At 62.0% G+C, this 19,032-nt stretch carries 19 protein-coding genes; 14 read left to right on the forward strand and 5 right to left on the reverse strand.

Features of this window, described 5'->3' with window-relative positions; translation table 11 throughout:
- The first annotated feature begins 3 nt into the window (after positions 1-3).
- The 10 genes from recO to PWJ82_RS01200 all read left to right on the forward strand — a co-directional run bounded on the left by recO (position 4) and on the right by PWJ82_RS01200 (position 6,932).
- A complete protein-coding gene (recO, locus tag PWJ82_RS01155; protein WP_274733046.1) occupies positions 4-735 on the forward strand; it encodes a DNA repair protein RecO in 732 nt (243 codons plus the stop codon).
- Entirely contained in the window at positions 732-1,634 is a 903-nt protein-coding gene (gene uppS, locus PWJ82_RS01160) for a polyprenyl diphosphate synthase (protein WP_274733047.1), read from the forward strand. The genes recO and uppS overlap by 4 nt, the downstream gene beginning before the upstream one ends.
- 74 nt (positions 1,635-1,708) lie before the next feature.
- The gene (locus PWJ82_RS01165) at positions 1,709-2,230 is read left to right on the forward strand and encodes a YbhB/YbcL family Raf kinase inhibitor-like protein (RefSeq protein WP_016442855.1); all 522 of its coding nucleotides are present in this window, start codon (positions 1,709-1,711) and stop codon (positions 2,228-2,230) included.
- 31 nt (positions 2,231-2,261) lie between these two features.
- A complete protein-coding gene (locus tag PWJ82_RS01170) occupies positions 2,262-2,864 on the forward strand; it encodes a hypothetical protein (RefSeq protein WP_274734933.1) in 603 nt (200 codons plus the stop codon).
- Positions 2,861-3,598, forward strand: a complete 738-nt coding sequence (locus tag PWJ82_RS01175) for a HisA/HisF-related TIM barrel protein (protein WP_274734935.1) — start codon at positions 2,861-2,863, stop codon at positions 3,596-3,598. Before PWJ82_RS01170 ends, PWJ82_RS01175 begins: the two co-directional genes overlap by 4 nt.
- A 285-nt stretch (positions 3,599-3,883) precedes the next feature.
- Complete coding sequence (gene infC / locus PWJ82_RS01180) at positions 3,884-4,552, forward strand: translation initiation factor IF-3 (protein ID WP_081637319.1); 669 nt, start codon at positions 3,884-3,886, stop codon at positions 4,550-4,552.
- 90 nt (positions 4,553-4,642) lie between these two features.
- Positions 4,643-4,828, forward strand: coding sequence for a 50S ribosomal protein L35 (gene rpmI / locus PWJ82_RS01185; RefSeq protein WP_274734936.1), 186 nt, complete (start codon positions 4,643-4,645; stop codon positions 4,826-4,828).
- A gap of 37 nt (positions 4,829-4,865) precedes the next feature.
- Complete coding sequence (rplT, locus tag PWJ82_RS01190; protein ID WP_016442850.1) at positions 4,866-5,249, forward strand: 50S ribosomal protein L20; 384 nt, start codon at positions 4,866-4,868, stop codon at positions 5,247-5,249.
- A gap of 77 nt (positions 5,250-5,326) precedes the next feature.
- Entirely contained in the window at positions 5,327-6,040 is a 714-nt protein-coding gene (locus PWJ82_RS01195) for a glycerophosphodiester phosphodiesterase family protein (RefSeq protein WP_274734937.1), read from the forward strand.
- A gap of 49 nt (positions 6,041-6,089) precedes the next feature.
- Entirely contained in the window at positions 6,090-6,932 is an 843-nt protein-coding gene (locus tag PWJ82_RS01200) for a TrmH family RNA methyltransferase (protein ID WP_274734939.1), read from the forward strand.
- Between the two features lie 117 nt (positions 6,933-7,049).
- On the opposite strand, the gene PWJ82_RS01205 is transcribed toward PWJ82_RS01200, so the two are convergent.
- Together PWJ82_RS01205 and uxaC are read right to left on the reverse strand one after the other, a co-directional pair.
- Positions 7,050-7,358: a hypothetical protein gene (locus tag PWJ82_RS01205; RefSeq protein WP_274734941.1), complete on the reverse strand. Its 309-nt coding sequence runs from the start codon at positions 7,356-7,358 to the stop codon at positions 7,050-7,052.
- A 139-nt stretch (positions 7,359-7,497) separates the two neighbouring features.
- Positions 7,498-8,949, reverse strand: coding sequence for a glucuronate isomerase (gene uxaC / locus PWJ82_RS01210; RefSeq protein ID WP_274734942.1), 1,452 nt, complete (start codon positions 8,947-8,949; stop codon positions 7,498-7,500).
- 520 nt (positions 8,950-9,469) lie between these two features.
- Between uxaC and PWJ82_RS01215 the strand changes: the two genes are divergently transcribed.
- The 4 genes from PWJ82_RS01215 to PWJ82_RS01230 all read left to right on the forward strand — a co-directional run bounded on the left by PWJ82_RS01215 (position 9,470) and on the right by PWJ82_RS01230 (position 15,762).
- Positions 9,470-11,137 carry an MFS transporter gene (locus PWJ82_RS01215; RefSeq protein ID WP_126134496.1) on the forward strand — a complete coding sequence of 556 codons (1,668 nt, stop codon included), beginning with the start codon at positions 9,470-9,472 and terminating at the stop codon, positions 11,135-11,137.
- Positions 11,138-11,285: 148 nt separating this feature from the next.
- Positions 11,286-12,365: a phenylalanine--tRNA ligase subunit alpha gene (gene pheS, locus PWJ82_RS01220; protein WP_126134495.1), complete on the forward strand. Its 1,080-nt coding sequence runs from the start codon at positions 11,286-11,288 to the stop codon at positions 12,363-12,365.
- Entirely contained in the window at positions 12,365-14,908 is a 2,544-nt protein-coding gene (gene pheT, locus PWJ82_RS01225) for a phenylalanine--tRNA ligase subunit beta (protein WP_274733065.1), read from the forward strand. Before pheS ends, pheT begins: the two co-directional genes overlap by 1 nt.
- Positions 14,908-15,762: an SDR family NAD(P)-dependent oxidoreductase gene (locus tag PWJ82_RS01230; RefSeq protein WP_274733067.1), complete on the forward strand. Its 855-nt coding sequence runs from the start codon at positions 14,908-14,910 to the stop codon at positions 15,760-15,762. Before pheT ends, PWJ82_RS01230 begins: the two co-directional genes overlap by 1 nt.
- A 107-nt stretch (positions 15,763-15,869) precedes the next feature.
- On the opposite strand, the gene PWJ82_RS01235 is transcribed toward PWJ82_RS01230, so the two are convergent.
- The 3 genes from PWJ82_RS01235 to PWJ82_RS01245 all read right to left on the reverse strand — a co-directional run bounded on the left by PWJ82_RS01235 (position 15,870) and on the right by PWJ82_RS01245 (position 18,960).
- Positions 15,870-16,349, reverse strand: coding sequence for a hypothetical protein (locus PWJ82_RS01235; protein WP_274733069.1), 480 nt, complete (start codon positions 16,347-16,349; stop codon positions 15,870-15,872).
- A gap of 128 nt (positions 16,350-16,477) precedes the next feature.
- Entirely contained in the window at positions 16,478-16,849 is a 372-nt protein-coding gene (locus tag PWJ82_RS01240; RefSeq protein WP_274733071.1) for a hypothetical protein, read from the reverse strand.
- A gap of 101 nt (positions 16,850-16,950) precedes the next feature.
- Complete coding sequence (locus PWJ82_RS01245; protein WP_274733073.1) at positions 16,951-18,960, reverse strand: DEAD/DEAH box helicase; 2,010 nt, start codon at positions 18,958-18,960, stop codon at positions 16,951-16,953.
- Between the last annotated feature and the right edge of the window lie 72 nt (positions 18,961-19,032).

Here is a 19,032-nt window from a genome sequence, read left to right on the forward strand (position 1 = left end):
CCAGTGAAACTCTATCGGGATGAAGGAATAGTCCTGCGCACGCAGGACCTGGGGGAAGCGGATCGCATCGTCACCCTGCTGGCACGCGCGCACGGTCTGGTGCGGTGCGTGGCCAAAGGGGTGCGCCGCACCCGTTCCCGATTCGGTGCGCGCCTGGAACCCTTCACCTATGTGGATGTGCAGCTCTACCGGGGGCGCAGCCTCGATATAGTCACGGAAGTGGCCACCCTCAATCCCTTCGGGCGTGCTATCGCGCCTGATTTTGAAGCTTACGCGGCCGCGAGCACCATGGTGGAAGTAGCAGAAAAACTCGGAGCGGAGGGGGAACCGGACCGGGCCCACTATCGCCTCCTTCTCGGGGCACTCAATTCCCTGGCCTCCCGCCAGCATGCCCCCTACCCGATTATGGATTCCTACCTGCTGCGCGCCATGGCGGTATCCGGGTGGGGCCTGGCGGTGACCTCCTGCGCGCTCTGCGGTAGCGGTGAGGATCTCGCTGCCTTCCACGTACAAGCCGGTGGAATGGTGTGCCGGCGATGCGCCCCGCGCGGGGCGGCCTATCCGGGGGAGGATACCCGGCGTCTCCTCGCCGCGCTGGCCCGCGGGGATTGGGACGTTATTGACGCGCTCGCCGGCAGCACCGGGGAAACCGCGCACGGCTATATTTCCGCGTACGTGCAATGGTATTTGGAACGCAAGGTACGTTCCTTGCAGATCGTGAGGTCGGCATCATGACAGAAGCGCACCCGAAGCGAGCCCAGCTGGACCATCTCCCTCACCTGGAGCGGCCTACTCCGGCCCACCGGCCCGGCATCACGCCCCCGCCCCTGGGGCGGGTTCCCGAACACGTTGCTATCGTCATGGACGGCAACGGGCGCTGGGCAAATGCCCGCGGGCTGGCGCGCACCGAAGGGCATAAAGCCGGTGAGCGGTCCCTCATGGATGTGGTGGCCGGCGCCCTGGAAGTCGGGATCGCGGAGCTATCCGTCTACGCTTTTTCTACCGAAAACTGGCGGCGTTCACCTGCCGAAGTTCGCTTCCTCATGGGATTTTCTCGCGATATTATCCGCGCCAACCGCGATCAACTCCACGACTGGGGAGTGCGGGTGCAATGGGTGGGCCGCGAGGGCCGGCTGTGGCGTTCGGTGCTGCGTGAGATTCGCGCCGCGGAAGAACTGACCGCGGGAAATACCCGCATGGTTCTCAACCTGTGCATTAACTACGGCGGACGCGCGGAAATCGTGGATGCGGTGCGCGCGGTAGCAGAGCGGGTAGCCAACGGGGAACTCAAGGCGGAGCGTATTAGCGAAGCAACCCTGACCGCCCAGCTTTACTCCCCGCGGATGCGCGACGTCGACCTCCTTATCCGCACCGGCGGGGAATACCGCACCTCTAATTTCCTCATGTGGGAAAGTGCCTACGCAGAACTGTACTTTTCTCCGCTACCGTGGCCGGAATTCGAGCGGCGCGCCCTGTGGGATGCCTGTGCCGCCTTCGGGCAGCGCGAGAGGCGCTTCGGTGGCGCCGTCGATAAAATTGCGCCTCAAGATACCGGCACCGGTGAGGCAGGCGCGCCGCGGGGCGCGGGCGCCGTCGCCGAAAATATACCCGAGGGTACGGGCACGGAACGCTAGACTGGGACCTAAGCGTGCCCGCCGCGCGGACGCGGCGCCCCACGCACGCATAAGCACACGCATAAGGAGCGGAAATGACCACCCACGATCCCTACGCCGGAGTGCCGGCCGGAAGCGTCGATCTTCACCTCACCTCCGATGATTTTGCGGAAGGCGAGGCCCTTCCTGAAAGTGCCACCGGGGCGGGTAGCACCCCGGGCGGCGCGGACCGCAATCCGCAACTGGGCTGGGATACCCCACCGGAGGGCACGGTCAGCCTGCTTGTCTCCTGCTATGACCCGGATGCTCCCACGCCGTCGGGCTACTGGCACTGGACGGTAGCGAATCTGCCCGCGGATACCGCCGAGATTGCAGCCGGTGGCTCCGGTGAGCTTCCGGCACCTGCCCTCACTTTGAAGAACGACGGCGGAACTCCGAGTTTCCAGGGTGCCGCACCGCCGGCCGGCCACGGCCCGCACCGCTATATTTTCGCGGTGCTCGCCCTCGACACCGTTTTGGATATCGATGCGGAAACCCGGCCCGCGGTGGCGTACTTCCTGGCCCGCGAACACGTGCTCGGCCGCGGCCTACTCACCGGCACCTGGGAAAATAACTAAGGAAAACGAAGCGCAAGGGGAGGATAACTCAATGACTGACGTGCGCACATACGCGGTACTTACGCCTTTTGATAGCGCGGATGCCCTCGCGGCGCTCTGCGCGCTGCACGGTCTGGAGGTGCAGGTGGTAGCCACGGATTCCGGGGCGCTGGTGTACCGCCAGCTGGCAACGCCCGTCTACGATGAGTGGGATATCCGCAATATCACCGGCCCGGATCCCGATGAGGAACCCGCCTCCCTTTCCGATGATGCCCCGGCGGTGGCCGGAATGCTCTCCCGCCTCAGCCCCTACGGCTCCATCCTTATTGATGTGAATCTGGATAAGGAATCCACCGGTTTTGAGCCGGGCGTATCCGGGATGGTGCGCGCGCGGCGTTTCTTCGCCGGCAAAGCCGATGAGGAAATTGCCTCCGGCCTGCTGCTCAACTCCCTGGATCCCATCGTTGAGGAGCTCATGCTGGGGGAGCGCTCCATTACCGACTGCGCGGCTTTGGATTCCGCGAAGCTCACGCAACAAGATATTGAGAAAATCCTAAACAAGATGGCTCGCGGGGAAGGCGCGGGAGATACGGACGGCGAGGCCGGCGAGGCTGGAGAGTCCGGCGAAGAACCCGGCCGCGGGGGATCGCGATGAGCTGTGAGCTGCTCGTTGCGGTAGATATTCGGGCAGGGCGTTCCGCGCGGCTGGGTACCGGCCCGGAAGCGTGGAGTGACCCGGCCGCGGCTATCGCGGATTTCCGGGCGGCAGGGGCGCAGTGGATTCACCTGGTGGATCTCGATCTGGTATACGGCACCGGGGATAATTTCGCCCTGCTCGAGCGCCTTATGGAGAGCCACCCGATGCACTGGGAGCTTTCCGGCGGCATCGACACCCCGGAGGTGCTGGAGCGTGCCCTCGCTACCCGCGCGGAGCGCATTAATCTTGCCACCACTGCCCTGCGAGATCGTGCGTGGGTAGCGCGGGTACTGGCGCAGCACGCGGATCGGGTGGCGGTTTGTCTTGATGTCGACGGCGCCCGGGTGGTTGCGCGCGGTGCCGGTACTGATGTCGGAGGGTTACGGGAAGTTATAGATTTTCTCGACGACGCCGGTGCGCGCCGCTACATCGTCACGGACCGGACCCGAGACGGTGCCCTCGCCGGGGCTAACCTTGAGCTACTCGAGCGGGTCACGGAACTGAGCCAGGTGCGTATCACTGCCTCAGGCGGGATGGCGACGCTGGCCGATTTGCGCGCCGTTCGGGAGCTGAGCGAGCATAGCATGAGCGCGGATGGTAATTCGCCCGGCCCCGTCGACTCGGTCATCATCGGCAAAGCTTTCTACGAGGGAAACTTCACCGTTGCCCAGGCTCTCGCGGAGCTTTCCTGAGTGCTGAGTCCTGTATCTGCGGGGTACAGATGCGCCGTCGCATGTGGGGAGAATAACCCGCGGTGTTATCTGTAGCTCATGTGTCTGTGCTACACTAATACGGTCAATCCGGCATTCTGCCGGAACGCAAGTGGAGAAATCCCACCTAGCCGCCCGCCCGGGCGCTACTTCGAAAAGGAATTTTCGGAAAAGATAAGTACCGGGTCATATCAAAGGGTAGCGGGTTCGTAACATGGCCGTTTGGCGTGCCGTGTCACCTCGGGAGTACTCCGTGCGTTGTCCACGTTGAGGAACAGAGGAACTGCAATTAACAACGAACCGCGTGTAAATGATCGCATCCACGTCCCTAAGGTGCGCCTTGTTGGCCCCAGCGGTGAACAGGTCGGTGTGGTGCGCACGGAAGATGCGCTCCGCCTGGCTGTAGAGGCGAACCTCGACCTGGTGGAAGTTGCTCCGAATTCCAATCCGCCGGTCGCGCGCCTCATGGACTACGGGAAATACAAGTACGAATCCGCCCAGAAAGCTCGGGAAGCACGTCGTAACCAGGCCAATACTCAGATCAAATCCATCCGGATTGGGCTGAAGATTGACGGTAATGACTACAACACCAAGAAGTCGCAGGCGGAACGTTTCCTGAACGCCGGGGATAAGGTCAAATTCGATCTTCGTTTCCGCGGCCGTGAACAATCCCGCCCGGAAATGGGTGTGCGCCTGCTCTCCGGCCTGGCTGAAGAGCTCGCGGAAATTTCTACTGTGGAAGCAGCACCTCGCGCTGACGGGCGCAATATGTCCATGGTCCTTGCGCCCACGCGGCGGAAGTCGGAAGCCAAGTCCGATCAGCGGCGGCGTCGTGAAGCGGAACGCGAGAACCGGCGCGCGAAAGCCGCCAAACGCGCGGCCGAACGCAACGCAAAAACCTCTGAAACGGAAAACAACGCAGCAGCAACCGAATAAGTTGACTTGTGAAAAGCGGGCCCGCCGGCGGGGCGATCTGGGAGATCAAAATTTGCCCCCGGGCCCCAGGGAGGATGAACAAACCCCAACATGAAGACGCACTCCGGTGCGAAGAAGCGTTTCCGCGTGACGGGAAGCGGCAAGCTCATGCGCGAACAGCGCAATAAGCGCCACCTGCTGGAGCACAAGAGCTCCACCCGGAAGCGTCGGCTCTCGCGCGACCAGGTTGTGGACAAGTCCAACCTTCGCGAAGTTAACCGTCTGCTCGGCCGCTAGATTCGTCCGACGAAAAGTTTTGTAAAAGGAGAAAAACATGGCACGCGTCAAGCGCTCCGTCAACGCCAAGAAGAAGCGTCGCACTACCCTCGAACGGGCGTCCGGCTACCGCGGGCAGCGGTCCCGCCTCTACCGTAAGGCCAAAGAACAGGTCACCCATTCCTTCGTCTACAACTACCGCGACCGCAAGAAGCGGAAGAACGACTTCCGCAAGCTGTGGATCACCCGCATCAACGCGGCCGTGCGCGCCGAAGGCATGACCTACAACCGCTTCATCCAGGGCCTGGGCCTGGCCGGAATTGAAGTTGATCGCCGTCAGCTCGCTGAAATGGCCGTCAATGATCCCACCGGTTTCACCGCGGTGGTCAACGCCGCCAAGGCTGCGCTTCCGGAAGACGTGAACGCACCCAAGGTTGCCTAAGCTTTTTCAAGAGTGACCTATCAGCGGCCCGAGTGACGAAATCTCGTTACTCGGGCCGCTGCGTTTAGACTACAATCATGAAACTTTTCGCCCATCGGGGCCTGTGCGCCGACGCACCCGAAAACACCATGGCCGCATTTCGGGCTGCTTACCAGGCCGGATTCACCTGGATTGAAACGGATGTGGATATCACCGCAGACGGCTCTCTCCCGCTCTGCCACGATGCGACCCTCGAACGCACCACCACCGGCCACGGGCGTGTCGATGCGCTGCGTGCCGCTGACCTGGACACCCTGGACGCCGGATCTTGGTTCAGCCCGGGCTTCGCGGGGGAGAAGATTCCCACCCTCGCCCAACTCGTTGATTTTGCCCTCGAGGCCGGGATAAGCATCAATATCGAAATGAAACCCTGCGTGCAGGGTGGCCAGCAAGCCCGTGCCCTCGTGCGCGCGGTAGCGGAACAGGCCCGCAGGCTCGGCACCGAGCGAGCCCTGGTTTCCTCCTTCTCACACCTGCAACTGGCCGAATTCGCGCGCTACGCCCCTGAGATTCCGCGCGGTGCACTCGTTGATCGCGCGAGTTTCGGGCCGGATTGGCGCACCGTTCTTGACCTCACCGATTCTCGCTATCTGCATGTGAGTGACGACGCCGTGACCGCGGCCGTGGTCACCGAGGCCCGGGCCGTGGGCCGAGATGTGCACGTCTACACAGTCAACAGCCCCGAACGCGCCCGGCAATTGGAACGCTGGGGCGTGGCCGGTGTTTTTACCGATGGCTTCGTGCGGCCCTAGCTGCTGCCGACCACCTGCAACCTACTCCCTACAGAAAAAGAAACGACCCGTGAAAAGCACACCCGCATCGCATACCCAACTCACCCGCGCCGCCCGCCTACACCGGCCCCAACAGCGCGAACGCTTCCGGCAAACCCTGGTGGAAGGCCCCGGAGCGGTTCAGGAACTCCTCGCACACCGCGCGAATCTTGTTCGCGACGTCTACTATACGAAAGCCAGCCTTATCTCCAACCCGGACTTGGGTGGGCTCATCAAAGAAGCCGGCGTCTACCACCACCCGCTTAACGCCGATGAGATGCAGGCTCTATCCGAAGATGCGCGCGGTGTGGTGGCCGTTATCGACATTCCGGAAACTCCGGCGCTCACCCCCACGGTTAAGAACGCCAGGCTAGTGCTGGCCACCGCGAATATTCAAGATCCCGGAAATGTGGGCGCCATTATTCGGGCCGCGGACGTGGCCGGATGCGATGCGGTGCTCCTTGGCCGGGGTAGCGTAGAGCTATGGTCCCCGAAAGTTATTCGCTCCTCAGCCGGTTCCATCTTCCATCTCCCGGTTCTCGATTCCATTAACGTGGGCAAGCTCGACGGTGTGCTTGAGCGCGCAGGCATCAGTTTCCTGGCAGCCACCGGCGAGGGGGAGTGGGATCTGGCCACCCTGGTGGCCTCGGCTAATGACGCCGCTTATCTTGGGCAACCGCCCCTTGGCCCGGACCTTACCCGGCCGGTGTGCTGGTTACTGGGCAATGAAGCGCACGGCTTCGCGGATGTGGATGCCAATGTGGATGCGACCGTCGCCATCCCGATCTACGGGAAAGCCGAATCCTGCAATGTTGCTATGGCCGCCGCGATCCTTTCCAGTACGACGGCGATGATCCAGCACCGCCCTGAATAAACGTACGAGGATATAAGTAAGCGGGCGGCGAAGAGCTTTCTTCGCCGCCCGCTACGGCTCACCCCGAGGAGGGCGCGCCATCACTATTTTGGTGGATTTTACTGATGAATGGTGGATTTACTTGTTATCGGAGAGGTTCTCTTTGATGTCCTCGAACTTTTCCTTGGCAGCATCACCGGCATCGGAGGCGGCATCCTTGACCTTTTCGCCAGCATCTTTCGCCTTGTCACCGGCCTCAGAAGCCTTCTCCTCGGCCTTATCGCCGTGATCCTTGTCCGTCAGTTCGTCCTTGATGTCCTCGAACTTTTCCTTCGCGGCATCACCCAGTTGGCCCGCCTTATCAGCGGCCTTCTGGCCGAATTCCTTAGCCCGATCAAAAGCTTCGGTTGCGCCTTCTTTAATCTTGTCCACAAATTCGTTCGCCATAGCGACTCCTTTCCATTGATTAATGAAACAAGTCGATCATAGCAAAGTGGTGGCCGTCACTTCATGTTAAGGTGGTTAATGCACTCGGCCGTGCGCGAACGTATCGCGCACGGCCGAATTCTCGGTTCCAGATAGCTACTTACTTCGCGGTGGTCCCGCCCAGCTTGGAGGTGTCCACCCGGAAAGCCCGAGCCGGAATCGTGGTGACGAGTGCTTCGGATACCTCGAGAGCCTCATCAAGCTCCAGGCGATGTTCGGCAACCATACGGGCCAGGTACACGGCGTCCATCCGGCGTGCGACGTCGTGCCGCGCGGGAATGGAAGCGAAGGCGCGGGTATCGTCAATCATCCCGGAGGTCTTGTAGAAAGTACCGTAGGGGGTGACCTGCTCGCGGTAACGCAAAATCGCATCCGGCTCATCGATGAACCACCACGGTGCGCCCACGTAGACGCTCGGGTAGTAGCCGGCCAGCGGAGCCAGTTCGCGCTGGTAGACATCTTGATCGATGGTGAAGAAAACAACCTGGAAGTTCGGATTGTCCCCGTACTCGGAAAGCATGGGACGCACGTTATTCGTGAACTCCACAGCCATGGGCACATCGCCCCCGACATCCGCGCCCAGGCGCTCAAAGGCCGCCTGGTGGTGGTTGCGGTACACGGCCGGGTGGAAGGTCATCACCAGGCCGTCCTCGCAGGCCAGGCGAGCCTGGTCGTTGAGCATATGCCGGCGCAGCGCAGCGCCGTCTTCCGGCGAAATCTTGCCGTCCAGGGCGAGCTTGTAAAGTTCGGCCGCCCGCGCCTCGGGTAGGCGTGCCGTGCCCGGATCGCGATGCGAATGATCGGAGGAGACCGCACCCATTTCCTTGAAGAAGAGGCGGCGCTTGCGCATGGCCTCCACGTAGCCCGCATAGGTGGACACATCCTGATCGGCCGCCTGACCGAGCGCCTCCACATTTGCCTTGAAGTCCGGGGTGGCCGGCTCGAGGTACTTATCGGGGCGGAAGGTGGGCGGAATATAGCCTTCCCAGGTGGGATCCTCGAGGAGCTGCTTGTGGTAGCGCAGATCGGAAACCGGATCATCGGTGGTGGCCATCATCGCCAGGTTGAAACGCTTGTACAGCGAGCGGGGGAGGAACTCCTCCGTCTTGAGCAATGCGTTGATGTGATCGTAGATCTGGTCGGCAGTTTCTTCGGAGGGGCGCACATGCACATCGAAGACATCCACAAATTCGGATTCAAACCAGCCCTGCACCGCGGTACCGCGCAAGGTCCACCAGTTCTTGCAGAACAGGCGCCAGGCCGCGCGGGACTTTTCGGGGGAAAGCGGGCTTCCTACCGGTACGCCCAGATCGGCCAGATCCACCCGGCCCACCGCGTGCAAGAGGCGGTTGGTGTAGTGATCCGGGGTCAGGAGCATGCTCGTGGGATCGGTGAAGGGGGTATTGAGAGCGAGCCATTCGGGGGGAACGTGGCCGTGCGGGGAAATGATGGGATGCTTCTTGGTGACCTCGAAAATTTCGCGCGCCAGTTTCCGCTGCGTCGGATCGGCCGGGAAAAGCCGATCCGGATTGAGAGTGAGGGGCGTCGACATTGAATCCTCCTATTTTTGAGCCGGGCGCGGGGCTTTCCCTCGCCTCGGCTTTCTTCTTTTAAGGTACTCCACCGCGCCAGGTGGCACGCGGGCACAGAGACCGGGGGCGTGACCATCGGCGACGACGCCGCGGCCCGTACCCTCACTTTACGCGAAAACACGCGGTTTTCGGGAGAGTATTTGAAAGCACGAAACGGGAATTTCTAAATGTGAAAAATATCATGGTGGGGGCGGAGGGGTGCGCGCAAGCGCCGTCGTCGTGCAAAAAACCGCGATAATCCGCGGTTTTCAGAGAATCTCCCCGGTGGCACGTCACTCGTCCACGATATGAACCGGGAGCTAGATAACTGCTGGAAAGCCTTGGAAACTTATAAGCTTTTGATGCGAAAGAGCGGTAGTGATAGCTTCGCGGCAGTGTAGCGCGGTAACAGCTCGCGCGGGCACAGAAGCCGAGCGTGAGCGCGGTAAGAGTCGATGGCGAACCACAACCGTTCCTCCTTTCACAGAAAGACAAAAGAAAATGGGAACACACAATAGCGGCGCATTAGACGCCGATAAGCGTGGTGAGCTGGAGAAACTCTCCAAGCTGCGCGTGTACACCGCCAAGCCGATCACCATTGGTCGCGGTATTTGTTTCGGGCTGGTGGACCTCATGGGTGGTGGGTGGAATACCATCATCTCCGGTCTGCTGCTCTACTTCTTCACGAACTACGGCGGGGTAACGGCTACCCAGGGTGGTCTTATCCTCGGTGTAGCTCGTATCGTTGATGCTCTTATTTCGGTATTCATCGGCCCGCTCACGGACGGTTTCTACCGCACGAAGCTGGGGCGGCGTTTCGGGCGGCGCCACTTCTTCCTCATGATCGGCGGCCCACTGCTGCTTCTCATCTTCCCGCTGCTGTGGATCCCCTTCGGCGGGTTCTGGTACTACCTCGTTATCTACCTGCTGATCGAAGTTATTATCGCGATCATCCTCATTCCGTGGGAGACGCTGCCCACCGAAATGACGCGTAAGTACGAAGAACGCACCACGCTTTCGTCCATGCGTATGTTCTGCTCGGCTACGGGTACTTTCGTGGTGTTCTTCATCCCGGCGCTGGTGCGCGGTAACGTCTCCAACCCCTGGGCCTACCTCGGAATCGGTGGCGCCTTCGCGGTGCTCTTCGCTATCGGTGTGTTCACCACTTACGCCACCACGTGGGAGCGCCCGCTCACTCCGGAATTCGTGGCCGAACTTGACGCCATGCCGAAGATGAACGGTTTCCAGATGCTCAAGCACACCGCGGTGGAATTCACCTCGGTGTTCCGCAACTCTTCCTACAACAAGCACCTGACGGTGTACCTCTTCTCCTTCACCGGCAAGGATGTGTACGCTTCGGCGCTCACCTTCTTCGCCGTCTACGCGGTGGGAATGAGCGAATCCCAGGGCTTCTGGCTGCAGGCCGTGTCCATCGTGGGTATCCCCATGACGATTTGGGCGATGTTCCTCATGCTCTCGCACGGGCCGCGTTTCCTGTGGGCCTTCTCCTTCACGCTGATCCTCGCCTCGCTGGCGGGTGTGGGTGCGATCTACCTCATCGGGCCGGAAAGCAACGCCTTCATCTACCTGCTGGCCACCGCGGTCATCTACCAGTGCGGGCGCGCGCTGCTCGAATACACCCCGTGGAATGTGTACCCCTTCATTCCGGACGTTGACTACATCATGACCCGCGAAGACCGCGCCGGTATCTACGCGGCCGTTATGACCTTCGGGCGTAAGTCCACCGGTGCGCTGGGAACCTTCCTCGTTGGCTGGTTCATGGATCTGGGCGGTTTCGTCAATCCGCTGGAAAAGGGCACGAACCTGGCGGCCTCCGGCTACACCCCGCTGCACGAAGGTGCCTGCAAGGTAGATGCCTCCGGCGTGCTGGAAAGCTCCTGCCAGGTGGCTCAGTCCACCGGCGCTTCCCATATGATCGCCTTCGTGACGGTCATTCTTCCCGCGATCCTCATCGGGGTGGCCTTGCTTGTTTCCCGCTTCGTCAAGCTGGATAAGCACACCCACGCCATCCTCATGGATGAGATCCATCGTTTGGAAGCGGGCGGGGCGAAGGAAGACGCCACTCCCGAAGCCCGCAAGGTTGCTGAAGACCTCACCGGGCATTCGTGGGACAAGCTCTGGCCTGAGGTTCCCCTGAGCCAGCGCTAAATTTAGGAACGACGCCGGCGCCGCGTACCGCGGCGCGAGCGGCCTTCCAGTTACCTCACAGCGGGGCCGAGTCCATCTCGGCCCCGCTGTTACGCACTTTCGGCGAGTTTGACTAGAATTGACATGGTTAACAACAAGAAAGGCAGCTATGTCCTCACAGCTCAGTCCCCTGGACGAAGCGGGAGTACAGGCAGCCGTAGCGCAGGCCCTCAGTGCTTTTGCCGCGGCTACCACTCTCGAGGAGTTGAAAGCCGCGCGGCTGGCGCACAGCGGTGATAACGCTCCGATCACTCACGCAAATATGCAGATCCGGAACCTCGCCAAAGAAGAAAAGCCCATTGCCGGCAAGCTTCTGGGCGCGGCCCGCAAAGACATCCAGGCGGCCCTCGCCAGCGCCACCGCCCGCATTGAGGAGGCGGAAGCGGCCGCGGCCCTCGCCACTGAAACGGTGGATGTTACCGTGCCGACCAACCGGTCCCCGCGGGGGGCGCGCCATCCGCTCACGGTTCTCAGTGAGGATATTGCCGACTTCTTCATTGCCATGGGCTGGGAGATCGCCGAAGGCCCCGAAGTGGAACACGAATGGTTTAACTTCGACTCCCTGAATTTCGGGCCCGACCACCCGGCACGCCAGATGCAAGATACCTTCTACGTATCGGGTGTCGTCGACGGTGCCGGTGCGGTAACCGAGGAACGCAACCTGGTGTTGCGCACCCACACTTCGCCCGTGCAATCCCACGCGCTACTGCGCCGCGGGGCTCCGCTCTACATCGCCTGCCCGGGCAAGGTATTCCGTACCGACGCGCTGGATGCCACCCACACCCCGGTTTTTCACCAGGTGGAGGGCTTAGCGGTCGATAAGGGCTTGACTATGGCCCACCTGAAAGGCACCCTTGATCACTTCGCCCGCCATATGTTCGGCCCCGAAGCCAAGGCGCGCCTGCGCCCCTCTTTCTTCCCCTTTACCGAACCGAGTGCCGAAATGGACCTGTGGTTCCCGCAAAAGAAGGGCGGCCCGGGGTGGATCGAATGGGGCGGCTGCGGCATGGTCAATCCGGAAGTACTGCGCAATAACGGTATCGACCCGGATATTTACACCGGATTCGCTTTCGGGATGGGCCTGGAGCGCACCCTGATGCTGCGCAATTCCATCGCTGATATGCGTGACATGGTGGAAGGTGATGTGCGCTTCTCCATGCAATTCGGAACCACCGGGAGGGGAAACTAATGCCACTTATTCCGCAGGAATGGTTAGGCTCGCACGTGGAGCTGCCCGAGGATCTTACCCCGGCGCAGCTGGCTGCCGCGCTGGTAAAAGTCGGCTTGGAAGAAGAAACAATCCATCCAGCTACTGTTACCGGCCCGCTGGTTTTCGGCCGGGTTCTCACCCGCGAACCGAAGAAACAAAGCAACGGCAAAATCATTAACTACTGCCGCGTGGACGTAGGCCAGTACAATGACGAGCCCGGTACCGGCCGGGAGCCCTCTGAGCTGCCCTCGCGCGGCATCATTTGCGGGGCCCATAATTTCGAGGCGGGCGATACCGTGGTTGTCTCCCTCCCCGGCGCGGTGCTACCGGGTGGTTTTGAGATCGCGGCCCGCAAAACTTACGGCCATATTTCCGACGGCATGATGTGTTCGGAACGTGAACTGGGGCTCTCGGATGAAAGCGCAGGAATTATTGTGCTCGACGCCGCGGCCGCCAGCCGGGTGGAACTGGGAAGTGACGCCCGGCAATTCCTGGGCTTGCCCGGGGAAACCCTGGAAATTAACGTAACCCCGGATCGCGGTTACTGCTTCTCCATACGCGGAGTAGCCCGCGAATACCACCACTCCACCGGAGCATGCTTCACCGATCCGGGCCTGCCTACGCAGCCACTCCCGGAGGCGACTCCCACCGGTTTTCCGGTGCGGGTGGAAGATAATGCGCCCATTCATGGCCAGCCCGGCTGCGACCTTTTCGTGACTCGGGTGGTGCGCGGGGTGGATCCCGAAGCGCCCTCCCCGGCCTGGATGGCACGCCGTCTCCAGCAAGCCGGCCAGCGCTCCATTTCGCTGGCGGTCGATGCCACGAATTACGTCATGCTGGACCTGGGCCAACCGCTCCACGCCTACGATCTGGATAAGATCCGCGGCGGCGGGCTGGTGGTACGCCGCGCCACGGCCGGTGAAAAACTCACCACCTTGGACGACGTGGAACGCGTCCTCGATCCGGAAGATCTTCTTATTACGGATAGCGATGGAGCACGGGTTCTTGGCCTGGCCGGCGTGATGGGTGGTGCGGACACTGAGATCACCGCCGAAACGCGCAATGTCCTGGTAGAGGCAGCGCATTTTGACGCGGTATCGGTGGCGCGTAGCGCCCGGCGGCATAAGCTCCCCACCGAAGCATCCAAGCGGTTCGAACGCGGGGTGGATCCCGCGGTGGCGGCGGTGGCCGCGCAGCGCGTCGTCGACCTTTTGGTGGAATACGGCGGGGGAGAAGCTACCGATGAAGTATTCCACTACGGCCAGGTGCAGCCGCTGCCCGCGCTGGCTTTCCCGATTGCGGATGTGGAACGCCTGACTTCATTGCGACTGAGCGCGGATCGTATCGCGGATATCCTCACGGATATCGGTTGCACGGTGGAACGTAGCGGCGAGGTGTGGAGCGTGCAGCCTCCGACCTGGCGCCCGGACCTGGTCGGTTCGGCTCATCTGGTGGAGGAAATTGCGCGCCTGGAGGGCTACGACGCAATTCCAACCGCCGTTCCCACCGCTCCGGCGGGGCGCGGCCTGAGCCCCGCGCAGCGGCAGCGCCGCGATATTGCCCGTACCCTAGCTGAAACCGGGTGGGTGCAAGTACTTACCTATCCCTTTATCCCGGCCGCGCGTTTCGATGAGCTCGGGTACGCCGCGGATGATGAGCGACGCACCGCTATCGCCTTGGCTAACCCCCTGCAAGACGATGCCAATCTGCTACGCACGTCCCTGCTCGACACCCTCATTCCGGTGGCCTCGCTCAATGTGAAGCGGGGTAATCCGGCGGTGGCAGTGTTCGAGATGGGCACGGTGAGCCGTCCGGCTGGCATTAGCCCGGCTCCGATTCCGGCAGCGGGCCAGCGCCCCTCGGAAGCAGAAATTGCTGCACTCCACGCGGCTATTCCTGCTCAACCCCATCACGTCGCCGGGGTCGCCTGCGGTCCGCGCACGCCCGCGCGGGCCGGTTACCCGGTAGAAACATGGGATTGGCGTGACGCGGTGGAAGCCGGGCGGCGGGCTGCCGGTATGCTTGCCGACGTTTCGGTACGCGCCGCGAGCCAGGCCCCTTGGCACCCGGGGCGCTGCGCGGCCATTCTCAGTGGCGATCAGGTAGTTGGCTATGGTGGGGAACTTGCTCCGGCCGTCTGCAAGGCCTTGGATATTCCGGCGCGCTCTATCGCCTTTGAGGTGAATACGGATGCGGCGCTTCCCGATACCGTGGAACCCGCCGCGGTGAAGCCGGTATGGACCAGCCCGGTTGCCAAGGAAGATCTCGCCTTTATTGTTGATGCCGACGTGATTGCCGGTGATGTACGGGCGACCATCGAGGCAGCCGCGGGGGAGATCCTCGAGGGCATTGAACTCTTCGATGTGTTCACGGGCGATCCCGTACCGGAAGGCAAGAAGTCACTGGCGTTCTCGCTGCGTTTCCGCACCGATCACACCCTGACCGCTGAGGAAACTGCCCAGGTACGCCACCGGGTCGCACGCCGGATGCGCAAGGACTTCGGCGCGGAGTTGAGGGCGTAATGGCGCAGCAGGAACTGGAGCGCGAAGAATCGGGCGAGGCCGCGGCGGCTAGCGTGGAGCGGGCCGGTTTAGAACCCGCCCGCCGGATTCTTATCACCGGAGCCTCCCGGGGCGTGGGCAAGGAGCTTGCTATTGGCTTAGCGGCGCCCGGGCGCACTCTCATTTTGCTGGCGACCAAGCTCTCCAATTTGGATGGTACCGCCACCGAATGTGAGATCCGGGGTGCCCAGATTATTACCCTCGGGTGTGATCTAGCCAAGGAATCCTCCATTCGAGAGATGTTGCGCATCCTCCTGGAGGAAGGCGCACCCGATATGGTGCTCAATTCTGCCGGGGTGTACGGGGAAGAGGAACTTCCCTGGGATACCAGTCTGGAAGATTTCCAGCGCACCATCGCCATTAACGTGGAGGCGCCGTTCCAGCTCGCGAAAACGTTGGTGCCCATTATGCTGGAGCGTGGCGGGGGGAGAATTCTTGATCTTTCCGCCACCGCGGCCTCGCACGATTCTGCGGATGCGGTATCGTATTACGCCTCGAAAACGGCGCTTTTGCGGCTGGCTGCTTCTTTGCATCTAGCCGGGTACCAGCGTGGCTTGCGGGTACTTTCCCTCAATCCGGGAGCGGTGAAAACCGATATGACGGCCTCCATGAAACGCTATCGCGACCGCACCGAATGGGTACCGCTCGGGGAATCGGTAGCTATTGCCCAGGCATTTGCGGCCGGCGAGCTCGACGGACTTTCCGGCACCCAGGTGCGGGCTGGAACGGACTCCCTGGAAAAGCTTCGCGAGCTCTCCGCGCGTGGGGTATCCGGGCGGGCGCGCCGCCTGCGCCTAACCGGATGGGATGCCTAAATCTCTCCGGGTCCAGCAATGAGGGCTAGGGGCAGGCAATGACTAAGGGCGGGAGTCTCCTGCAATGGAGGCTCCCGCCCTCGCTTTGTACCCAGAATAACTAGTGGTTAGTTAGCCCCGAATTTTTCCCCGCAGACCTTGGCTGCTTCGCCCATAATGGCCTGGTCTTCCTGGGAGAGCAAAAGGACCTGCGCGGCGATATTACGCTGGCCCTGCTCGGAAAGGCCGCGGTTGAGCGCTTCATCAACAGTGCACTCCACCAGCTGGGGGAGCATCGCCTTTTGGGCTTCCGGAATATCCTGCGTGTTCTTGAGTAACTCCGAAGTAGCGGCGAGCATACCGGCGCTCACCTCATCGCGGCTAGGTGCCGGACCATCCGTTGCGATAGCTGCCGGGCCCTTATCGGTGATCGGCGCGGCAGGCTCAGCGGAGCTTTCAACCGGTGCCGACGGCGCGGCCGGTGCCGACGCGGCTACCGATGTTTCCGGAGCCGGCGTAGCCGATTCCGATGTATCGCTCTTACCCGAACAAGCGGCCAGATTCACCACGAGGCATACCGCGGCAACGCCGCCCAAAAATTTACGCATCTTCACTCATTTCCACGCGGAATAAAACAAGTAGATACTATCAGCTACGCGGCATTCACCCGCGGGCTGCCCGCGTGAGGTATACCGCCTAACGCGCGGGTAGCACAAATGGGTAATAAGGCGTGGGCTTAGCCCTGGGGCTGGCCAACGAGCTTCGTCACGCAACCTTCGGTGATTTTTTGGAGAAGCTCATCGTCCTGTTTCGGAACGTCATTAAATTTATCAGCGTCACCCGTGGCAATGATCTTGAGGCCCTCCGCGGAGACGCCCTGTTCGATAGCACCATCGGCTATGCATTCAACAAAGTTAGAAAGCATGGCTTCCTGAAGGCCGGCCGGGGCCGACGTGCCCGTCTCCTTGATAGCGGAACTGAATCCTTGGTTCAGCCCGGCTACGATCTCATCACGAGAGGGCGCGGCATCCTTTCCGGAACCGTTGGAGCAGGCTGTTAGAGTGATCGCGGTGCAGAGCGCCGCCAAACCGGCAAAGATTTTACGCATGGAATTCTCCTCAGAAGCGTGGTAGTGGGTGAAAGTTTATCCAGCCCACCACCACTTTACCGGGAGAAGGTTACCAGCGCGTGAACACTAAGCGGCGACACCTATGAGCGACGCCACCCGCGTCCGCCGCGGCGTTCCCCGCGATCATGCCGGTCATGGCGCCGGTCTGAGCGCCGCTCAGCCCGGTAATCCGAACCGTACTCACCTTCGTCACCGCGGTTGAAGCTGCCGCGCCCGCGCCCGCGCCGATCCCCGCGCGCGGTGCGATCCGAACGGCCGTGGCCCCCACGGCGCGCGGTGGGAGCACCGCTGTCCTCGGAGATACGCAGGGCTCGCCCGGAAACCTGGGCTTCGGAAATGCGCCGGCGGGCTTCCGGAGAAAGCGGCACCCCGATTTCCACCAGCGAGAACGTGGGATAAATATCGATATGACCCAGGTCCGAACCGCGCAGGCCACCTTCGTGGGTGAGTGCGCCAACGATAGCTCCCGGCCGCACCCGATCCTTATGCCCGACCTCGATGCGGTAACGCTTCCCGCCCTTGAATTCACGAGCTTCGCGACGCTTCTTCTTGAAGGAATCGCGGCTATCCTCCCCGGTGAAGCTTTCCTCTTCATCCGCGGAAGGCCCGGGATCGCGCACGCCCAAGGCCAGCAGGGCAACGATAATATCCTCGAGGCTCATCGGCTCGGGAGCGTCACTCGCTGCTTCGGTAACGTCCTCATCCGTGGGGAGGGAGGCGTCACTCGCGGCTTCGGTAACGTCCTCGCCCGCGGGGAGGGGAGCGGAGGAGGCTGCGGCGTCGTCGTTCTTAAGCTGCTGCGCCTCTTGTTGCGCGGCCAAGAATTGCTCGAGTACCTCGCGGTAGACCCCCAGGCGCCCGGCATCGAAACGGGTGCGAGCCTGCTCCATGAGTTTGGCGGCGCGCAGTTTCGAAACCTCGGCCGGGGTGGGAAGATCGATTTCTTCCATCTTCGATTTGGTGGTCTTCGCGATGCGGCGCAGGCGCGGGAGTTCCTTCGGGGTCACGAACGTGAGTGAGCGACCCTCGCGGCCAGCGCGGCCGGTGCGGCCGATGCGATGCACATAGGTATCGGCTTCGCGCGGCACATCAAAATTGACAACCAGCCCGATGCGTTCCACGTCCAGGCCGCGCGCGGCCACGTCCGTGGCGATAAGAACATCCAGGGTGCCGTCGCGCAGGCGCGAGACCAAGCGTTCGCGATCCTTTTGGGCGACGTCGCCGGACAGCGCCGCGGTGGCCACCCCGCGGGTACCCAGCTCAATCGCCAAGTCCTCGGCGGTGGCGCGGGTGCGCACGAAGACGAGGGCGGCGTCGGCCTCAGAAACCGCGAGTACTCGGGCGAGGGCACCCACCTTGCGGCGGGCCGGAACCACGGCGAACTCCTGGGTAATATTCGCAACCGTCGAAGCCGGGGGAGTAACAGTAATTTCCTCCGGGTCGTGCAGATGAGAATCCGCCACGCGGCGAATCGCGGGAGGCATCGTAGCGGAGAAAAGCGCCGAGACGCGCTCCGCGGGCAGATCCGAGGCGATCTTTTCCACGTCCTCCGCGAAGCCCATGCGCAGCATTTCGTCGGCTTCGTCCAAAACGAAGTAGGAAACGTGATCGAGCACAAGCGCGCCGCGATCAATGAGATCCATAATGCGCCCGGGCGTGCCCACCACCACGTGCACGCCGTTTTCAAGGGCGCGCAGCTGCGGCGGGTAGGGCGAACCACCGTACACAGCCAGCACCTTGGTATCCGTGCCGCGGGCAAAAGATTCAATGGCGTCCGCGCCCTGGAGCGCGAGTTCGCGCGTGGGGGCGAGCACAAGTGCTTGTACGACGGCGCTGCTAGTATCCACCCGTTCCAGGAGCGGCAAACCGAACGCCGCAGTTTTCCCCGTTCCTGTTTGGGCGACGCCGATAACGTCCCGCCCGCTCAGCAGGAGCGGAATGGCCTGTTCCTGGATCGGGGAGGGGTGTTCAAAGCCGAGAGCATGAATAGCGGTGAGCGTTTCCTCGGAAAGCCCGAGGTCAGCGAAAGTCGCCGGAGTGGCGGTGGAGGAAGAATCAGACGGCGTGTGTTCACCGAGATGTTCAGACATGAATTCCTAACATAGGCACAGGGGGCGCAAACGCGCCGCTACTAGTTTACTCCGGGGTGCAAGTCCGACGGC

Origin of the sequence: Actinotignum schaalii (assembly GCF_028864145.1) — a bacterium.
GTDB classification, from domain to species: Bacteria; Actinomycetota; Actinomycetes; order Actinomycetales; family Actinomycetaceae; genus Actinotignum; species Actinotignum schaalii_B.